Genomic DNA, 18762 nt, shown 5'->3' on the forward strand with positions numbered 1-18762 from the left:
TTACATAAATAAAGCAAAGCCCCTATAATAGGGGCTTTCTTATGCAGGGGCGTAGTTCGAATTGGTAGAACAGCGGTCTCCAAAACCGATGGTTGCGGGTTCGAGTCCTGCCGCCCCTGCCATATACCTCGTCTCGTACGGGGCTTTTGTGTCTTTGGTTACGTCAGATACAGGTGGGTTGTATGAGTGTTAGTTCTGAGGGTCAGGGCGGAAGCAAGGATACCCTGCTTTGGGGCCTGGTTTTCATCATCCTGGCGGCCGCTGTAGTGGGCAATTACCTGCTGAGCGACGTTATTGCTGCCGTCCGCGCCCTGGGTGTGGTCGTTGTCATCGCTGCTGCCGGTGCAGTGGCCCTGCAAACCACCAAGGGCAAGGCAACGCTGGCGTTTGCCCGTGAGTCTCGCCTGGAAGTCCGCAAGGTCGTATGGCCGACCCGTCAGGAAGCCATTCAGACAACCCTGATTGTGCTGGCGGTGACTGCCGTGATGGGGCTGCTGCTGTTCGTGTTGGACGGCGCCTTGGTCTGGTTGGTCAACCTGATTACCGGTGTGTAAGGATAAGCCATGACTGAACAACGTGAACAGCGTATGAGATGGTATGTCGTGCAGGCATTTTCCGGCTACGAAGGCCGTGTTGCCAAATCCCTGCGTGAACATATCAAGATGCATGGCATGGAAGAGCTGTTTGGTGAAGTGCTGGTCCCGACCGAAGAAGTGGTCGAGATGCGTGCTGGCCAGAAGCGCAAGAGTGAGCGCAAATTTTTTCCGGGATACGTCCTGGTCCAGATGGTGATGGATGAGACCACATGGCACCTGGTACGCAATGTACCGCGCGTCATGGGCTTCATCGGCGGTACTTCCGACCGTCCGGCTCCGATCTCCGATAAAGAAGCGGATGCCATCCTCAACCGTCTGCAAGATGCCCACGACAAACCGCGTCCGAAAACCCTGTTTGAACCGGGTGAGATGGTCCGGGTTGCCGATGGTCCGTTCGCCGACTTCAACGGTACCGTTGAAGAGGTGGACTACGAAAAGAGCCGCGTGAAGGTCTCCGTACTGATCTTCGGCCGCTCAACGCCGGTAGAACTGGATTTTGGTCAGGTCGAAAAAGGCTGATTAATCTCTGTACGTTTAACGGTTGTCAGGGGCAGCGATTATCTCTATAATTCGCTGCCCCTTTATTTGTTGGGGAGCCGTTTGCAGGAGCATGTCTCCGAGGCGTTAGAACCCATTTTTGAGGTATTTTTGTAATGGCTAAGAAAGTCACAGCTTATATCAAGCTGCAAGTTAAGGCTGGCAGTGCTAACCCCAGCCCTCCCGTTGGTCCTGCTCTGGGTCAGCACGGTGTGAACATCATGGAATTCTGTAAGGCATTCAACGCCCGTACAGAAAAGCTGGAAAAAGGTTCTCCGACACCGGTCGTGATCACCGTTTACAGCGACCGTTCCTTCACCTTCGAAACCAAGACTCCGCCCGCTTCCTTCCTGCTGAAGAAAGCCGCTGGTATCCAGTCTGGTTCCGCCAAGCCGAACAAAGACAAGGTTGGTAAGGTGACTGTGGCTCAGCTGCAAGAAATCGCCAAGACCAAAGAGCCGGATATGACTGGTGCCGATCTGGATGCAAAAGTACGTTGCATCGCCGGTTCCGCTCGTTCCATGGGCCTGGTAGTGGAGGAGTAAGACAATGGCTAAACTGTCCAAGCGTATGCGCGTTATTCGCGAAAAAGTTGACGGTACCAAAGAGTACTCCATCAACGAAGCCATTGCCCTGCTGAAAGAACTGGCTACTGCCAAGTTCGTTGAAAGCGTTGACGTTGCCGTTAACCTGGGTATCGATGCTCGTAAATCCGACCAGAACGTACGTGGTGCAACTGTACTGCCGCACGGTACCGGTCGTGACATCCGTGTCGCCGTGTTCACCCAGGGTGCCAACGCCGAAGCCGCTAAGGCTGCCGGTGCTGAACTGGTTGGTATGGACGACCTGGCCGAGCTGGTCAAGAAAGGCGAGATGAACTTCGACGTCGTCATCGCATCCCCGGATGCCATGCGTGTTGTTGGTCAACTGGGTCAAATCCTGGGCCCGCGCGGTCTGATGCCGAACCCGAAAGTGGGTACCGTCACTCCGAACGTAGCCGAAGCCGTCAAGAACGCCAAGGCTGGTCAGGTTCGTTACCGTAACGATAAGAACGGTATCATTCATACCACTCTGGGCAAGGTCTCTTTCAACGAAGTTCAGCTGAAAGAAAACCTGGAAGCTCTGCTGGTTGCCTTGAAGAAGGCCAAGCCGTCCTCCGCCAAGGGTGTATTCATCAAGAAAGTCAGCATCTCCACCACCATGGGTGCCGGTGTTGCCGTAGACCAAGCTTCCCTGGAAGCTCAGGCCTAATTGATGGGTTTTACAAGGCGCAAAATTTAATCTATAATTTTGCGCCTTGATTGGTTGGGGGTTTCGACCTCCGTCCAAGACCGCAGGAGGCCGCAAAGCCTTAATTTTTCCTGCGTAGACGGTGCCGGAAACCCAGCGAGAAAGATTCTTTCTCTTCTGGAATCCTGCTACCGCATCGTTCCCCTCTGTTGTAAAGGTAGGGGGGATGTGTCAGTACTGGGTCAACAGACCCGGATTCAATCCAGGAGTTAAGCCAATGGCATTGGGACTCGAAGACAAAAAGGCAATTGTTGCTGAAGTCAACGAAGCTGCCAAAGGCGCTCTTTCTGCAGTTGTAGCCGATTCTCGCGGCGTCACTGTAGACAAGATGACCGTCCTGCGTAAGACCGCTCGTGAAGCTGGTGTGTACATGCGCGTTGTGCGTAACACCCTGCTGCGTCGCGCGGTAGAAGGTACCGAATACGAGTGCCTGAACGACGCATTTACCGGTCCTACCTTGATTGCTTTCTCTAACGAACACCCGGGCGCTGCCGCTCGTCTGTTCAAAGAGTTTGCCAAAGCGAACCAAAAGTTCGAAATCAAGGCTGGCGCTTTTAACGGTGAGTTTATCGCCGCAGCACAAATTGATCGTCTGGCCACGCTGCCGACTTACGAAGAAGCAATTGCGAAGTTGATGGCTACCATGAAGGAAGCCTCTGCTGGCAAGCTGGTTCGTACTATCGCTGCTGTTCGCGACCAGAAACAAGCTGCTGCTTGATTCTCGCCTATCTAGGCTGTTTGAGTTTATTCAACATCAGGAATTTTTGTCATGTCTATCACTAAAGACCAAATCATCGAAGCCGTTGCTTCCATGTCCGTAATGGAAGTTGTTGAGCTGATCGAAGCTATGGAAGAGAAGTTCGGTGTTTCTGCCGCTGCTGCCGTCATGGCTGGCCCGGCTGCTGCTGAAGCAGTAGAAGAGAAGACCGAGTTCGACGTAGTTCTGACTGCTGCTGGCGCCAACAAAGTTGCCGTCATCAAGGCCGTTCGTGGCGCTACCGGTCTGGGCCTGAAAGAAGCCAAGGACCTGGTAGAAGCTGCTCCGACCAATCTGAAAGAAGCCGTGTCCAAGGACGAAGCTGAAGCTCTGAAGAAAGAGCTGGAAGCTGCCGGTGCTTCTGTTGAGATCAAATAATCTGCATTTATGTAGATTAGCCTGATAAAACAGGCTAAGGCTGGTGAATCTTTATTCACCAGCCTTTTTGCGCTGTAGACTGAGAGTATTTCACACCGTTCACGACTCTCGGTGCACCAGCAATCCGGACCGCCTCATCGTCCGGGCCAACACAAAACGGTGTTGAGACAGAGCTGTCCCGTGGGGACAGAGTGGGTCACTTATCAGCGAGCTGAGGAACCCTATGGTTTACTCTTATACCGAAAAAAAACGCATACGTAAGGACTTCGGTAAGCGAGACCAGGTACTGGACACGCCTTATCTGTTGTCCATTCAGCTGGACTCCTTCAAGCAGTTCATCGAGGCTGACCCGGAAGGTGAGTACGGCCTAGAAGCCGCCTTCCGTAGCGTTTTCCCGATCACCAGTTACTCCGGTAGTGCTGAGCTTCAGTATGTCAGCTATCGCCTGGGTGAGCCGGTATTTGACGTAAAAGAATGCCAGATCCGTGGAGTGACCTACTCCGCGCCGCTGCGTGTCAAGCTTCGTATGGTTCTGTACGACCGTGAAGCAGCTGCCGGCACCGTCAAAGATATCAAGGAACAAGAAGTATACATGGGCGAAATTCCGCTCATGACCGAGAACGGCACCTTTGTCATCAATGGTACCGAACGGGTCATCGTCTCCCAGCTGCACCGCAGCCCGGGCGTCTTCTTCGACCACGATAAAGGCAAAACACATTCATCCGGTAAGGTGCTTTATAACGCCCGCGTTATCCCCTACCGTGGCTCCTGGCTGGACTTCGAGTTCGATGCGAAAGACAACCTGTTTGTCCGTATCGACCGTCGTCGCAAACTGCCGGCCTCCATTATTCTGCGCGCCCTGGACTTCAGTTCCGAAGAAATCCTGGCCACCTTCTTCGAGACCATCGGTTTCGAGGTCAAGGATGGCAAGTTGATGATGGATCTGGTGCCCGAGCGCCTGCGTGGCGAGACCGCGACCTTCGACATCATTGCCAATGGCGCCGTGGTGGTTGAAACCGGTCGTCGTGTCACTGCCCGTCACATCCGTCAGCTGGAAAAAGACGGCATCACCCAGATCGAGGTGCCGGTAGAGTATGTTGTTGGCAAAGTTGCAGCCAAGAACTACGCGCACCCGCAGACTGGTGAGATGGTTGTCACTGCCAACCAGGCGCTGAGCCTGGAAGCGGTTGCCAACCTGTCCCAAGCCGGCTTCAAGCACTTCGAGGTTCTGTTCACCAACGAACTGGATCACGGTGCCTACATGTCCGAGACCCTGCGTATCGACTCCAGCTCCAGCCGCCTGGAAGCCCTGGTCGAGATCTATCGCATGATGCGTCCGGGCGAGCCGCCCACTCGCGAAGCGGCCGAGCAGCTGTTCGAGAACCTGTTCTTCTCTTCCGAGCGTTACGACCTGTCTACCGTAGGTCGGATGAAGTTCAACCGCCGTTTGGGTCGTGAAGACGAGACTGGCGTTGGCGTGCTGACCAAGGACGATATCGTCGAGGTCATGAAGCGCCTGATCGACATCCGTAACGGTAACGACGAAGTGGACGATATCGACCACCTTGGTAACCGTCGTATTCGTTCCGTCGGTGAAATGGCCGAGAACCAGTTCCGTGTCGGTCTGGTCCGTGTCGAGCGTGCGGTGAAGGAGCGCCTGTCTCTGGGCGATCTGGACACCTTGATGCCGCAGGATCTGATCAACGCCAAGCCGATCTCCGCCGCGGTCAAAGAGTTCTTTGGTTCCAGCCAGCTGTCCCAGTTCATGGACCAGAACAACCCGCTGTCCGAAGTGACCCACAAGCGCCGTATCTCCGCGCTGGGCCCGGGCGGTCTGACCCGTGAGCGTGCCGGTTTCGAAGTTCGAGACGTACACCCGACCCACTACGGTCGTCTGTGCCCCATCGAAACGCCGGAAGGTCCGAACATCGGTCTGATCAACTCGCTGTCCGTGTATTCCCGCACCAACGAGTACGGTTTCCTCGAGACCCCGTACCGCAAGGTGATCGACGGTGTGATCACCGACGAAGTGGATTACTTGTCTGCGATTGAAGAAGGTAAGTACGTGATCGCACAGGCCAACGCCGCGACCACCGAAGATGGCCGTCTGAAAGATGAATTGATCCCGTGCCGTCACAAAGGTGAATCCACCTTTATGAACGCCGACCAGATCCAGTACATGGACGTGAGCCCGCAACAGATCGTCTCTGTGGCAGCGGCCCTGATCCCGTTCCTGGAACACGATGACGCGAACCGCGCATTGATGGGTTCAAACATGCAACGTCAGGCTGTACCGACCCTGCGCGCTGACAAGCCGTTGGTAGGTACCGGTATGGAACGCGCAGTGGCCGTTGACTCCGGTGTGACCGTAGTGGCCAAGCGTGGCGGCATGATCGACTATGTCGATGCCTCCCGTATCGTTATCAAGGTCAATGAAGATGAGCTGCTGCCTGGCGAAGCCGGCATCGACATCTACAGCCTGACCAAATACACCCGTTCCAACCAGAACACCTGTATCAACCAGCGTCCGTGCGTGATGTTGGGCGAGCCGGTGATGGCGGGCGACGTGCTGGCTGACGGCCCGTCCACCGATCTCGGCGAACTGGCGCTGGGTCAGAACCTGCGCGTCGCGTTCATGCCGTGGAACGGTTACAACTTCGAAGACTCGATCCTGGTGAACGAACGTGTTGTTCAGGAAGATCGCCTGACCACCATTCACATCCAGGAACTGGCCTGTATCTCCCGTGACACCAAGCTGGGTCCGGAAGAGATCACTGCTGACATCCCGAACGTGGGTGAAGCCGCTCTGTCCAAGCTGGACGAGTCCGGCATCGTCTACGTGGGTGCCGAAGTGAAGGGCGGCGATATCCTGGTCGGCAAGGTGACTCCGAAAGGTGAAACCCAGCTGACCCCGGAAGAGAAGCTGCTGCGCGCCATCTTCGGTGAGAAGGCGTCCGACGTGAAGGACTCCTCCCTGCGTGTACCGAACGGTGTGTACGGTACCGTGGTTGACGTGCAGGTCTTTACCCGCGATGGCGTGGAAAAAGACAAGCGCGCCAAAGAAATCGAAGAGATGCAGTTGAAGGAAGCGAAGAAGGACTTGACCGAAGAGTTCAAGATCCTGGAAGACGGCATTTTCGGCCGTTCCCGCAATCTGCTGCTGGCCGCCGGTTACAGCGAAGATCGTCTGAACAAGCTCGATCGTTCCAAGTGGTTTGAGCTGGCCATCGAAGATGAAGCCAAGCAAATCGAGCTGGAGCAGATCGCTGAACAGCACGTTGAGCTGAAGGCCGAGTTCGACAAGAAATTCGAGAACAAGCGTCGCAAGATCATCCAGGGCGATGACCTGGCGCCGGGCGTACTGAAGATCGTCAAGGTCTATCTGGCCGTCAAGCGTCGCATCCAGCCGGGTGACAAGATGGCGGGCCGTCACGGTAACAAGGGTGTTATCTCCAAGATCTGTCCGGTCGAGGATATGCCCCATGACGAGTACGGCCGTCCGGTCGACATCGTACTGAACCCGCTGGGTGTACCGTCTCGTATGAACATCGGTCAGATCCTCGAAGTGCACCTGGGCCTCGCGGCCAAGGGCATCGGCGAGAAGATCGACCGCATGATCAAAGAACAGCGCGAGCTGCACGAGATGCGCGAGTTCCTGCAACAGGTCTATGACCTGGGCGAGAAGGACTCCCAGCAAGTGAACATTGCCGAGCTGTCTGACGACGACGTGCGTACCCTGGTGGGTAACCTGCGTAAGGGTCTGCCGGTGGCTACACCTGTCTTTGATGGTGCCAAAGAGCGCGAAATCAAAGCCTTGCTGAAGCTGGCCGATCTGCCGGAATCCGGTCAGATCTCCCTGTTCGACGGTCGTACCGGTAACGCCTTCGAGCGCAAGGTCACCGTGGGTTACATGTACATGCTGAAGCTGAACCACCTGGTAGACGACAAGATGCACGCGCGTTCTACCGGTTCCTACAGCCTGGTTACCCAGCAGCCGCTGGGTGGTAAGGCGCAGTTCGGTGGTCAGCGGTTCGGTGAGATGGAAGTGTGGGCCCTGGAGGCTTACGGTGCGGCATATACCCTGCAGGAAATGCTGACCGTCAAGTCTGACGATGTGAACGGCCGTACCAAGATGTACAAGAACATCGTGGATGGCGACCACCGTATGGAGCCGGGCATGCCCGAATCCTTCAACGTATTGCTGAAGGAAATCCGCTCTCTGGGTATCAACATCGAGCTGGACGAAGAGTAAGAGCTCGCTCTTATTGTTCGAGAATTGACGTGGGCGCCCCGCTGTTTCGGCAGCCGGGGCGCCGAGGTTAGACTCCTGACAGGGGAAACACGTGAAAGACTTACTCAAGTTTTTGAAGGCTCAGACCAAGACCGAAGAGTTTGACAGTATCAAGATCGGTCTGGCCTCTCCTGACATGATCCGCTCCTGGTCATTCGGTGAGGTCAAAAAGCCTGAGACCATCAACTACCGGACTTTCAAGCCGGAGCGTGATGGTCTGTTCTGCGCCCGTATCTTCGGACCGGTGAAGGACTACGAGTGTCTGTGCGGCAAGTACAAGCGCCTGAAACACCGTGGTGTGATCTGCGAGAAGTGCGGTGTAGAAGTGACCCAGACCAAGGTCCGTCGTGAGCGCATGGGCCACATCGAGCTGGCCAGCCCGACTGCCCACATCTGGTTCCTGAAGTCCCTGCCGTCCCGTATCGGTCTGCTGCTGGACATGACCCTGCGTGACATCGAGCGCGTGCTGTATTTCGAATCCTATGTAGTGATCGAACCCGGCATGACCAACCTCGAGCGCAGCCAGATGCTCTCCGAAGAGAACTATCTGGACGCATTGGAAGAGTGGGGCGACGAATTCGACGCCAAGATGGGGGCCGAGGCCATTCTGGCTCTGCTGCGCGCCATCGATCTGGAAGGCGAAGTCAAAGCCATGCGTGAGGAGCTGGATCAGACCAACTCCGAGACCAAGCGCAAGAAGACCACCAAGCGTCTGAAGCTGATGGAAGCCTTCCTGCAATCCGGCAACAAGCCGGAGTGGATGATCATGACAGTGCTGCCCGTGCTGCCGCCGGACCTGCGTCCGCTGGTACCGCTGGACGGCGGTCGTTTCGCGACCTCCGATCTGAACGATCTGTACCGTCGCGTGATCAACCGTAACAACCGCTTGAAGCGCCTGCTGGACCTGGCTGCGCCGGACATCATCGTGCGCAACGAAAAGCGCATGCTGCAAGAGTCCGTGGATGCCCTGCTGGACAACGGCCGTCGTGGTCGTGCCATCACCGGTTCCAACAAGCGCCCGCTGAAATCCCTGGCCGACATGATCAAGGGTAAGCAAGGTCGTTTCCGTCAGAACCTGCTGGGTAAGCGTGTCGACTACTCAGGTCGTTCCGTTATCACCGTAGGTCCGACCCTGCGTCTGCATCAGTGCGGTCTGCCGAAGAAGATGGCACTTGAGCTGTTCAAGCCCTTCATCTACGGCAAGCTGGAATCCCGCGGTCTGGCGACCACGATCAAGGCCGCCAAGAAGATGGTGGAGCGCGAAGAAGCCGTCGTTTGGGACATCTTGGACGAAGTGATCCGCGAACACCCGGTTCTGCTGAACCGTGCACCGACCCTGCACCGTCTGGGTATTCAGGCGTTTGAACCGACCCTGATCGAAGGGAAGGCCATCCAGCTGCACCCGCTCGTTTGTGCTGCGTATAACGCGGACTTCGACGGTGACCAGATGGCGGTCCACGTACCGCTGACCCTGGAAGCCCAGCTGGAAGCGCGCGCCCTGATGATGTCCACCAACAACATCCTGTCGCCTGCCTCCGGTGAGCCGATCATCGTTCCTTCTCAGGACGTGGTCTTGGGTCTGTACTACATGACCCGTGCCCGTATCAACGCCAAAGGCGAAGGTATGGTGCTGTCCGGTCCTAAAGAGGCCGAGAAGGTGTACCGTGCCGGTCTGGCCGACCTGCATGCTCGCGTCAAGTGCCGCATCACCGAGTACGTGAAGAACGAAGCCGGTGAGCTGGTTGCCAAGACCGAGATGAAGAACACTACCGTTGGTCGTGCGATCCTGAGCCTGATCCTGCCCAAAGGCATGGAGTACGCGCTGATTGACGAGCCCAAGGTACTGACTGCTGCAGAGCAGGCTGACCTGGACGCCAACCCGCAGAACTGGATCAAGTGCGTCTCCAACAAGGCGCTGGGCAAAAAGCTCATCTCCCGTCTGCTGAACACCTGCTATCGCAAGCAGGGCCTGAAGGATACCGTCATCTTCGCTGACCAGCTGATGTATACCGGTTTCCACTACGCGGCCCTGTCCGGTGCCTCTGTTGGTATCGATGACATGGTCATCCCGGATGCCAAGAAAGACATCATCGCTGCTGCAGAAGCCGAAGTTGCCGAGATCCAGGACCAGTTCTTGTCCGGTCTGGTGACCGCGGGCGAACGTTACAACAAGGTTATCGATATCTGGGCCAGCGCGAACGATCGCGTCTCCAAGGCCATGATGGACAACCTTTCCAAGGAGCGTAACGTCAACTCCCTGGGCGATGAGGAAGAGCAAGCCTCCTTCAACAGCATCTTCATGATGGCCGACTCTGGTGCGCGGGGCTCCGCCGCCCAGATCCGTCAGCTGGCCGGTATGCGTGGCCTGATGGCGAAGCCGGATGGCTCCATCATCGAAACGCCGATCGTGGCGAACTTCCGTGAAGGTCTGAACGTACTGCAGTACTTCATCTCCACTCACGGTGCTCGTAAAGGTCTGGCGGATACCGCACTGAAGACAGCGAACTCCGGTTACCTGACCCGTCGTCTGGTTGACGTGGCCCAGGACATGGTGATCACCGAGGACGATTGCGGCACTACCGACGGTCTGTGGATGACTCCGCTGATCGAGGGTGGCGACGTGGTCGAGCCGCTGCGTGAGCGCGTGTTGGGTCGTGTGGTGGCCGAAGACGTGATCAAGCCGGGTACCGAGGATGAAGTGCTGGTAGCGCGCAACACCCTGCTCGACGAGCAGCTGTGTGACCTGCTGGAGCGCAACTCCGTCGACCGCGTGAAGGTACGTTCTGCCATCACCTGTGAGACCGACTTCGGTAACTGTGCTCACTGCTACGGCCGTGATCTGGCCCGTGGTCACCTGGTTAACAAGGGTGAGGCTGTCGGTGTTATCGCCGCTCAGTCCATCGGTGAACCGGGCACCCAGCTGACGATGCGTACCTTCCACATCGGTGGTGCCGCATCCCGAGCGGCTGCCGAGAGCAGCATCCAGGTGAAGAACACCGGTAGCATCAAGTTGCAGAACGCCAAGTTCGTTCTGAACAGCTCTGACAAGCTGGTTATCACCTCCCGTTCTACCGAGCTGACCATCATGGACGAGATGGGCCGTACCAAGGAAAGCCACAAGCTGCCTTACGGTTCCGTGCTGGAAGTGAAGGATGGCGAAGCGGTGAACGCCGGTGATACCGTCGCGAACTGGGACCCGCACACCCACCCGATCATCACCGAAGTGGCGGGTCGTCTGCACTTCGAACACATGATCGACGGTGTGACCATTACTCGTCAGACTGACGAGCTGACCGGCCTCTCTTCCATCGTCGTACTGGATGTCAACGAGCGTCCGAGCGCCGGTAAAGAGATGCGTCCGACCGTGAAACTGGTCGATCTGAATGGCAAGGATGTGATGATCCCGGGCACCGACGTTCCCGCCCAGTACTTCCTGCCGGGCAAGGCGATCGTGAACCTGGAAGATGGTGCCAACGTGGGCGTGGGTGACGCGGTTGCGCGTATCCCGCAAGAGTCCAGTGGTACCAAGGACATCACCGGTGGTCTGCCGCGCGTTGCGGACCTGTTCGAAGCACGTCAGCCGAAAGAGCCGGCCATCCTGGCCGAGATCTCCGGTACCATCTCCTTCGGGAAAGAGACCAAGGGCAAACGTCGTCTGGTCATCACCCCGACCGATGGTGGCGAGATCTATGAAGAGATGATTCCGAAATGGCGTCACCTCAACGTGTTCGAAGGTGAAAAAGTTGAGAAGGGTGAAGTGCTGGCGGACGGTCCCGAATCTGCTCATGACATCCTGCGTCTGCGCGGTATCAGCCCGGTCGCCAACTACATCGCCAACGAAGTGCAGGACGTTTACCGTCTGCAAGGCGTTAAGATCAACGACAAGCACATCGAAGTCATCGTGCGTCAGATGCTTCGCAAGTGCGAGATCCTGAGCGCTGGCGACACCGACCTGATCGAAGGTGAACAGGTTGAAGTGGCCCGTGTGAAGATTGCCAACCGTAAACTGGTTGCCGAAGGGAAGACCCCGGCTACCTACCGTCATATCCTGATGGGTATTACCAAGGCATCTCTGAGCACCGAGTCCTTCATCTCCGCGGCTTCCTTCCAGGAGACCACCCGCGTGCTGACCGAAGCAGCCGTTGGTGGCAAGCGTGATGAACTGCGCGGCCTGAAAGAGAACGTGATCGTGGGTCGTCTGATCCCGGCTGGTACCGGCTTTGCCTACCACCACAGCCGCATCAACCAGCGTGCCGCCGCAGCCCGTGCTGTCGGTGTGCCGCAGGTGACTGCCGATGAAGCTCAGCAAAACCTGGCGGATCTGCTCAACGCAGCCGGCAGTTTTGACGAAGAGTAATCTTCCGCTGCAGTGATCGAAAAGGGCCCCTTCTAGGGGCCCTTTTTTTATTTCCCATCCGGCGCCCAGCATGCACTGGGCTGGGGCAGGGGGATGATCCAGTGCAAGGTTATAGAGCAAAAAATCAAAAAAAGTTGACATTGCCCCGTCGCAACTGAAAACTCGGGAAAGTTGAATGGGTATTACAGGGGTAGAACATGGCTGTCGGTATCGAGGAAGTACTGCTTCCCGAAGAGCAACTGAGCGGTCGCGCTTTTACAGACGAAGACAGGGAGCTGTTGCGTTCATATGGGGGCCTTATCGAAGGCCTGGCCGATCTGTTCGGTAAGCACTGCGAGGTGGTGCTCCACTCCCTGGAAAATCTGCATGAGTCCGTGATCCAAATCGCGAATGGTTTCAATACGGGTCGAACTCTGGGGGCGCCGATCACCGATCTCGCCCTGCGGATGCTCAAGGACATCGAGAGCACGGGTCAGGATCACACCCAGAGTTATTTTGCCCGCAGTCGGACCGGTGCCTTGATGAAGTCGAGCACCATCGCCATCCGTAACCGCGACAAGCAGGTGATCGGCCTTATCTGCATCAATTTGCACATCAATGCGCCTTTCCACGAGTTCGTGGCCGAATTCTTCCCGACACCACAGCAGGTGGAGCGGCAATCGCCGGAGACCTTCGCCAACAGCGTCGAAGAGCTGGTTGCCCAGACGGTGGACAACACCATCGACGAGATCAATCGTGATCCCTCCGTGGCCAACAATGCCAAGAACCGTTTTATCGTGACCCAGTTGTTCGAGAAGGGCATATTTGATATCAAGGACTCGATCAACCTGGTCGCCGACAAGCTGAATATTTCCAAACATACCGTGTATCTCTACATCCGACAGCGCAAGCAGGGTGAAGAAGAGAGCGAGTAAGCGCCATAGATAGGGGATAGATAACAATGGCTAAAGAAGTGATTGCAACCGACAAGGCGCCTGCCGCAATTGGCCCTTATGTCCAGGCTACCAAGCTGGGTGAGCTGGTCTTTACCTCCGGGCAGATCCCGCTCGATCCGGCCACCATGGACATCGTTGCCGGTGGCATCGAGGCTCAGGCAGAGCAGGTGATGAAGAATCTGGTTGCCGTCTTGAAAGCCGCAGGGGCCGATACCAGCAAGGTGCTGAAGACCACTTGCTTCCTGAGTGACATGAACAACTTTGTGGCCTTCAACCAGGTGTATGCCCGCTACTTTGGCGAGTCCGCCCCGGCACGTTCCTGCGTGGAAGTTGCTCGTCTGCCCAAGGATGTACTGGTCGAAGTCGAAGCCATCGCTTACGTCTGAGCCTGTTTCATTGGAAAAGCCCCTCCCAGGAGGGGCTTTTGCGTCTGTGAGGTAGAATGGATACACCGCTGTGCAGGAGTGCGATCATGAGTCTGAATTTTGCTCTGCTGGTCACCGGGCCCGCCTATGGCACCCAGACGGCCAGCACGGCCTATCGTTTTGCCCTGAGTCTGGTCGAGCAGGGACACCGCTTGTCCCACCTCTTCTTCTATCAGGAGGGGGTGTGCAATGCCAATGGCCTCCATGCGCCAGCCAGCGATGAGACCGACCTGGTGGCATTGTGGCGCGAGTTGGCCATCCAGCAGGGTATCCGCATCGATGTGTGTGTGGCTGCGGCCATGCGCCGTGGCGTGCTGGATGAGCAGGAGGCCAAGGGAATGGGACGGGAGCATTTCAATCTGGAAGCGCCATTCTGCCTGAGCGGGCTCGGTCAGTTGGCGGAAGCCGCACTGACCGCTGATCGCTTCGTTCAGTTCTAGGGGGACAAAATGACCAGAATAGCGTTTATCTCACGGCGTGGTCCCCATGGTTCGGCGAGTGGTCGGGAGGGGCTGGATGCTCTGCTGGCCACCTCTGCATTGACGGAGTCCCTGGCACTCTTTCTGGTGGGTGATGGCGTGATGCAACTGGTGAGGGAGCAATCACCACACGCTATATTGCAGCGTCACTACGCCCCGACCTTCAAGATGCTGGAACTGTATGACATCGAAGAGATCTATGTCTGTGCGGTGTCACTGGCTGAGCGAGGACTGACGGCGGCGGATCTGCTAATCCCAGTGATTCCGCTCTCTCCTGCGGAAATTCGCCGTAGCTGGGCGGGTTTCACCACCCACATCTGCTTCTGAGGTGTCCGTGATACAGCTGATATTGAACTCTCCCTTCATGAGCCAGGATCTCGAGTTGGCGTTGCGTTACCGCATGGAAGGGGATCTGGTGGTGTTGATGCAGGATGCCGTGATGGCGGCGGCTGCCCCCGGGTGGTGCGAGCGCTTGGCAGAGGTCCCCCTGTACGTCATGAAGGAAGACTTGCAAGCGAGAGGCTTGTCATCCGGGATCGGGATGGAACTCGATATGCCGGGTTTGATCAGGTTGATCGCCGAGCACGGATCACCGCAGACCTGGGGCGGTTAGACTTGGTTTTCCTTTTTATCTCAGTTGCTTAGCATAATGTCATTCGACTGTCATTTGCCATTTCGGTGTGCAAATTGTATAAATCTTGACTCCCCAGACAACAGGGCATAAAATTTCGCGTCCCCGTATCTGCGGGGAGGATTTTTCACACGTTTATGAAGTCATTATCAGGAGCCTTTTGATGGCAACTATTAACCAGTTGGTTCGCAAGCCACGCATCAAGCTCGTTGTGAAAAGCAACGTGCCGGCGCTGGAAGCGTGCCCTCAGAAGCGTGGCGTATGCACCCGTGTATACACCACCACCCCGAAGAAGCCTAACTCTGCACTGCGTAAAGTATGCCGTGTACGTCTGACCAACGGCTTCGAAGTCACCTCCTACATCGGTGGTGAAGGTCACAACCTGCAAGAGCACTCTGTTGTTCTGATCCGTGGCGGTCGTGTAAAAGACTTGCCAGGTGTTCGTTATCACACCGTTCGTGGTGCGTTGGACTGTGCCGGTGTTAAAGACCGTAAGCAGGCTCGCTCCAAGTACGGCGTGAAGCGTCCGAAAGCTTAATGGTTCTCCGTTAAGTAAGGCCAAACGTTAATTCGTTTCTAGTTAGATAACTTTCTAGTTTTGGGTAACCCCTGAAGTTACGGAGAATTTGAAATGCCAAGACGTCGTGTTGTTGGTCAGCGTAAAATCCTGCCGGATCCCAAGTTCGGATCTGAGCTGCTGGCTAAATTTGTCAACGTAGTAATGGTTGACGGTAAGAAATCTGTTGCAGAAGCCATCGTTTATGGCGCCCTGGACATCATTGCCACCAAATCTGGCAAAGAGCACCTGGCCCTGTTCGAAGTCGCTCTGGACAACATTCGTCCGGCGGTCGAGGTTAAATCTCGTCGCGTCGGTGGTGCAACCTATCAGGTGCCGGTAGAAGTTCGTCCGGTACGTCGCAATGCTCTGGCAATGCGCTGGTTGGTTGATGCCGCTCGTAAACGTGGTGAAAAATCAATGGCTCAGCGTTTGGCTGGCGAGCTGCTGGATGCCGCTGACAATAAGGGTTCGTCTGTCAAGAAACGTGAAGACGTTCACCGTATGGCTGAAGCGAACAAGGCCTTCGCTCACTTCCGCTGGTAATCCGCTTGCGCAGGGTCTTATGACTCTGCGCACCTTTAATTATCTGGGGACAAGCGCCCTAGTAAGAGGATGACAATGGCTCGTACAACCCCCATTGAGCGTTATCGTAATATCGGTATCTCCGCTCACATCGACGCCGGTAAGACTACTACTACCGAGCGCGTTCTGTTTTACACCGGTGTAAGTCACAAGATCGGTGAAGTTCACGATGGCGCCGCCACCATGGACTGGATGGAACAGGAACAAGAGCGTGGTATCACCATCACCTCCGCCGCGACCACCGCTTTCTGGTCCGGTATGGGTAAACAGTTCCAACCGCACCGTATCAACATCATCGATACCCCGGGCCACGTTGACTTTACTATCGAAGTAGAGCGTTCCATGCGTGTTCTGGATGGCGCCGTGATGGTGTACTGTGCCGTAGGTGGCGTACAGCCCCAGTCTGAAACCGTATGGCGTCAGGCTAACAAGTACAAGGTTCCCCGTATCGCGTTCGTCAACAAGATGGACCGTACCGGTGCCAACTTCCTGCGCTGCGTTGAGCACATCAAGACCCGTCTGAAAGGTAACCCGGTTCCTCTGCAACTGAACATCGGTTCCGAAGAGAACTTCAAGGGCGTTATCGACCTGGTCAAGATGAAAGCCATCAACTGGAGCGAAGCTGACCAGGGCGTATCCTTCGACTACGAAGACGTCCCGGCTGAGCTGCTGGAACAAGCGCAAGAAATGCGCATGAACCTGGTTGAAGCCGCTGCTGAAGCGTCTGAAGACCTGATGGAAAAATACCTGGGTGGTGAAGAACTGACTGAAGAAGAGATCAAGAAAGCTCTGCGTCAGCGTGTTCTGAACAACGAAATCATCCTGGTTACCTGTGGCTCCGCGTTCAAGAACAAGGGTGTACAGGCCATGCTGGATGCCGTGGTCGAGTACCTGCCGGCTCCGACCGACGTTGCTGCTATCGACGGTCTGAAGCTGGATGGCGAGACCAAGGACGAGCGTCACGCTTCCGATGACGAGCCGTTCTCTGCTCTGGCATTCAAGATTGCTACCGACCCGTTCGTGGGCAACCTGACCTTCTTCCGTGTTTACTCCGGTGTGGTCAACTCCGGTGACTCCGTGCTGAACTCCGTTAAAGAGAAGCGCGAGCGTTTCGGCCGTATCGTTCAGATGCATGCCAACAAGCGTGAAGAGATCAAAGAAGTTCGCGCAGGCGACATCGCTGCTGCCATCGGCCTGAAGGACGTCACCACCGGTGATACCCTGTGTGACGAAAGCGCACCGATCATCCTGGAGCGTATGGAATTCCCGGAGCCGGTAATCTCCATCGCCGTTGAGCCGAAATCCAAGGCTGACCAGGAGAAGATGGGTCTGGCTCTGGGCCGTCTGGCTCAGGAAGATCCGTCCTTCCGCGTATGGACCGACGAAGAATCTGGTCAAACCATCATCGCCGGTATGGGTGAGCTGCACCTGGACATCATCGTTGACCGTATGCGTCGCGAGTTCAAGGTAGAAGCCAACGTAGGTAAGCCGCAGGTTGCCTACCGTGAAACCATCCGCAACACCGTCAAGGACATCGAAGGCAAGCATGCCAAGCAGTCCGGTGGTCGTGGTCAGTACGGTCACGTCGTTATCGACATGTACCCGCTGGAAGAAGGCAAAGCCTACGAATTCGTCAACGACATCAAGGGTGGCGTGATTCCGGGCGAATTCATCCCGGGTGTTGACAAGGGTATCCGCGAGCAGCTGAAGTCCGGCCCGCTGGCAGGCTATCCGGTAATGGATCTGGGTGTGCGTCTGCACTTCGGTTCCTACCACGATGTCGACTCTTCCGAACTGGCGTTCAAGATCGCTGCTTCTCTGGCGTTCAAGGCTGGCTTCATGAAGGCCAACCCGGTACTGCTCGAACCGATCATGAAGGTCGAAGTCGAGACTCCGGAAGACTACATGGGCGACGTGATCGGTGACCTGAACCGTCGTCGCGGCCTGATCGAAGGCATGGAAGATGGCCCGTCCGGCAAGATCGTACGTGCGCTGGTGCCGCTGGCCGAAATGTTCGGTTACGCCACCTCCCTGCGTTCTGCTACCCAGGGTCGTGCTTCCTACGCCATGGAATTCGCCAAGTATCACGATGCCCCGACCAACGTCGCCCAGGCCGTGATCGAAGAGCGCAAATCCAAGTAATTTAAGATTCCCCGCCTACGACGGTAGGCGGGTTTAACCTAGAAGGACTACGTCGTGTCTAAAGAAAAATTTGAGCGTAATAAACCGCACGTAAACGTCGGCACCATCGGCCACGTTGACCACGGTAAAACCACCCTGACCGCCGCCATCACCAACGTGCTGGCCAAGCACTTCGGTGGTAAAGCTTTCGCCTTCGACCAGATCGACAAGGCACCGGAAGAGCGTGAGCGTGGTATCACCATCAACACCTCCCACGTAGAATACGACACTGCTACCCGCCACTACGCTCACGTAGATTGCCCGGGTCACGCCGACTACGTTAAAAACATGATCACCGGTGCTGCCCAGATGGACGGCGCAATCCTGGTAGTAGCAGCGACTGACGGCCCGATGCCGCAGACTCGTGAGCACATCCTGCTGGGTCGTCAGGTAGGCGTTCCGTACATCATCGTGTTCATGAACAAGTGCGACATGGTAGATGACGAAGAGCTGCTGGAACTGGTCGAGATGGAAGTTCGCGAACTGCTGTCTGAGTACGACTTCCCGGGTGATGACCTGCCGGTAGTACGTGGTTCCGCACTGAAAGCGCTGGAAGGCGAAGCTCAGTGGGAAGAGAAGATCCTGGAACTGGCTGGCCACCTGGACACCTACATTCCGGAGCCGGAGCGTGCCATTGACCAGCCGTTCCTGATGCCTATCGAAGACGTCTTCTCCATCGCAGGCCGTGGTACCGTAGTTACCGGTCGTGTAGAGCGCGGTATCGTCAAGGTTGGTGAAGAAGTGGAAATCGTTGGTATCAAAGA

General features: G+C 56.2%; 17 protein-coding genes and 1 tRNA gene. All 18 read left to right on the forward strand.

Translation table 11 applies throughout. The features are described from left to right. Positions 1-45 precede the first annotated feature (45 nt). Positions 46-122, forward strand: a tRNA-Trp gene (locus ACVDHI_RS12530). 60 nt (positions 123-182) lie between these two features. Continuing rightward, complete coding sequence (secE, locus tag ACVDHI_RS12535; RefSeq protein ID WP_010675960.1) at positions 183-554, forward strand: preprotein translocase subunit SecE; 372 nt, start codon at positions 183-185, stop codon at positions 552-554. Positions 555-563: 9 nt separating this feature from the next. Continuing rightward, a complete protein-coding gene (gene nusG / locus ACVDHI_RS12540; protein ID WP_010675959.1) occupies positions 564-1115 on the forward strand; it encodes a transcription termination/antitermination protein NusG in 552 nt (183 codons plus the stop codon). 134 nt (positions 1116-1249) lie between these two features. Next, a complete protein-coding gene (gene rplK / locus ACVDHI_RS12545; RefSeq protein ID WP_005306313.1) occupies positions 1250-1678 on the forward strand; it encodes a 50S ribosomal protein L11 in 429 nt (142 codons plus the stop codon). Between the two features lie 4 nt (positions 1679-1682). Further along, the gene (gene rplA / locus ACVDHI_RS12550) at positions 1683-2384 is read left to right on the forward strand and encodes a 50S ribosomal protein L1 (RefSeq protein ID WP_010675958.1); all 702 of its coding nucleotides are present in this window, start codon (positions 1683-1685) and stop codon (positions 2382-2384) included. A gap of 256 nt (positions 2385-2640) precedes the next feature. Continuing rightward, positions 2641-3141 carry a 50S ribosomal protein L10 gene (gene rplJ, locus ACVDHI_RS12555; RefSeq protein WP_005339895.1) on the forward strand — a complete coding sequence of 167 codons (501 nt, stop codon included), beginning with the start codon at positions 2641-2643 and terminating at the stop codon, positions 3139-3141. A 51-nt stretch (positions 3142-3192) separates the two neighbouring features. After that, positions 3193-3558 (forward strand): 50S ribosomal protein L7/L12, encoded by a 366-nt coding sequence (gene rplL / locus ACVDHI_RS12560; protein ID WP_010675957.1) that lies wholly within the window; start codon positions 3193-3195, stop codon positions 3556-3558. Positions 3559-3781: 223 nt separating this feature from the next. Beyond that, positions 3782-7810, forward strand: a complete 4029-nt coding sequence (rpoB, locus tag ACVDHI_RS12565; protein WP_010675956.1) for a DNA-directed RNA polymerase subunit beta — start codon at positions 3782-3784, stop codon at positions 7808-7810. A 91-nt stretch (positions 7811-7901) separates the two neighbouring features. Further along, complete coding sequence (gene rpoC, locus ACVDHI_RS12570; protein ID WP_324051872.1) at positions 7902-12206, forward strand: DNA-directed RNA polymerase subunit beta'; 4305 nt, start codon at positions 7902-7904, stop codon at positions 12204-12206. A gap of 197 nt (positions 12207-12403) precedes the next feature. Continuing rightward, positions 12404-13120 carry a helix-turn-helix transcriptional regulator gene (locus tag ACVDHI_RS12575; RefSeq protein ID WP_010675954.1) on the forward strand — a complete coding sequence of 239 codons (717 nt, stop codon included), beginning with the start codon at positions 12404-12406 and terminating at the stop codon, positions 13118-13120. Between the two features lie 26 nt (positions 13121-13146). Further along, positions 13147-13527, forward strand: coding sequence for a RidA family protein (locus ACVDHI_RS12580; protein WP_010675953.1), 381 nt, complete (start codon positions 13147-13149; stop codon positions 13525-13527). 86 nt (positions 13528-13613) lie between these two features. Beyond that, entirely contained in the window at positions 13614-14006 is a 393-nt protein-coding gene (tusD, locus tag ACVDHI_RS12585) for a sulfurtransferase complex subunit TusD (RefSeq protein ID WP_010675952.1), read from the forward strand. 9 nt (positions 14007-14015) lie between these two features. Further along, positions 14016-14372, forward strand: a complete 357-nt coding sequence (gene tusC / locus ACVDHI_RS12590; protein WP_029314860.1) for a sulfurtransferase complex subunit TusC — start codon at positions 14016-14018, stop codon at positions 14370-14372. Between the two features lie 7 nt (positions 14373-14379). Next, positions 14380-14658: a sulfurtransferase complex subunit TusB gene (gene tusB, locus ACVDHI_RS12595; RefSeq protein ID WP_128273695.1), complete on the forward strand. Its 279-nt coding sequence runs from the start codon at positions 14380-14382 to the stop codon at positions 14656-14658. Positions 14659-14839: 181 nt separating this feature from the next. Continuing rightward, positions 14840-15214: a 30S ribosomal protein S12 gene (gene rpsL, locus ACVDHI_RS12600; protein ID WP_005306278.1), complete on the forward strand. Its 375-nt coding sequence runs from the start codon at positions 14840-14842 to the stop codon at positions 15212-15214. A 93-nt stretch (positions 15215-15307) separates the two neighbouring features. Further along, complete coding sequence (gene rpsG / locus ACVDHI_RS12605; protein WP_010675949.1) at positions 15308-15778, forward strand: 30S ribosomal protein S7; 471 nt, start codon at positions 15308-15310, stop codon at positions 15776-15778. Between the two features lie 75 nt (positions 15779-15853). After that, a complete protein-coding gene (fusA, locus tag ACVDHI_RS12610; RefSeq protein WP_010675948.1) occupies positions 15854-17959 on the forward strand; it encodes an elongation factor G in 2106 nt (701 codons plus the stop codon). Between the two features lie 54 nt (positions 17960-18013). After that, positions 18014-18762, forward strand: a 749-nt coding sequence (locus ACVDHI_RS12615; RefSeq protein ID WP_447212145.1) for an elongation factor Tu, incomplete at its 3' end; no start/stop codon positions are given.

Source organism: Aeromonas sp. 25-248 (assembly GCF_053005425.1).

What these genes read in the sequence shown, in the direction of transcription:
- secE (WP_010675960.1), top strand. Translation starts at nt 183, where the DNA reads ATGAGTGTTAGTTCTGAGGGTCAGGGCGGAAGCAAGGATACCCTGCTT.
- nusG (WP_010675959.1), top strand. Translation starts at nt 564, where the DNA reads ATGACTGAACAACGTGAACAGCGTATGAGATGGTATGTCGTGCAGGCA.
- rplK (WP_005306313.1), top strand. Translation starts at nt 1,250, where the DNA reads ATGGCTAAGAAAGTCACAGCTTATATCAAGCTGCAAGTTAAGGCTGGC.
- rplA (WP_010675958.1), top strand. Translation starts at nt 1,683, where the DNA reads ATGGCTAAACTGTCCAAGCGTATGCGCGTTATTCGCGAAAAAGTTGAC.
- rplJ (WP_005339895.1), top strand. Translation starts at nt 2,641, where the DNA reads ATGGCATTGGGACTCGAAGACAAAAAGGCAATTGTTGCTGAAGTCAAC.
- rplL (WP_010675957.1), top strand. Translation starts at nt 3,193, where the DNA reads ATGTCTATCACTAAAGACCAAATCATCGAAGCCGTTGCTTCCATGTCC.
- rpoB (WP_010675956.1), top strand. Translation starts at nt 3,782, where the DNA reads ATGGTTTACTCTTATACCGAAAAAAAACGCATACGTAAGGACTTCGGT.
- ACVDHI_RS12575 (WP_010675954.1), top strand. Translation starts at nt 12,404, where the DNA reads ATGGCTGTCGGTATCGAGGAAGTACTGCTTCCCGAAGAGCAACTGAGC.
- ACVDHI_RS12580 (WP_010675953.1), top strand. Translation starts at nt 13,147, where the DNA reads ATGGCTAAAGAAGTGATTGCAACCGACAAGGCGCCTGCCGCAATTGGC.
- tusD (WP_010675952.1), top strand. Translation starts at nt 13,614, where the DNA reads ATGAGTCTGAATTTTGCTCTGCTGGTCACCGGGCCCGCCTATGGCACC.
- tusC (WP_029314860.1), top strand. Translation starts at nt 14,016, where the DNA reads ATGACCAGAATAGCGTTTATCTCACGGCGTGGTCCCCATGGTTCGGCG.
- rpsL (WP_005306278.1), top strand. Translation starts at nt 14,840, where the DNA reads ATGGCAACTATTAACCAGTTGGTTCGCAAGCCACGCATCAAGCTCGTT.
- rpsG (WP_010675949.1), top strand. Translation starts at nt 15,308, where the DNA reads ATGCCAAGACGTCGTGTTGTTGGTCAGCGTAAAATCCTGCCGGATCCC.
- fusA (WP_010675948.1), top strand. Translation starts at nt 15,854, where the DNA reads ATGGCTCGTACAACCCCCATTGAGCGTTATCGTAATATCGGTATCTCC.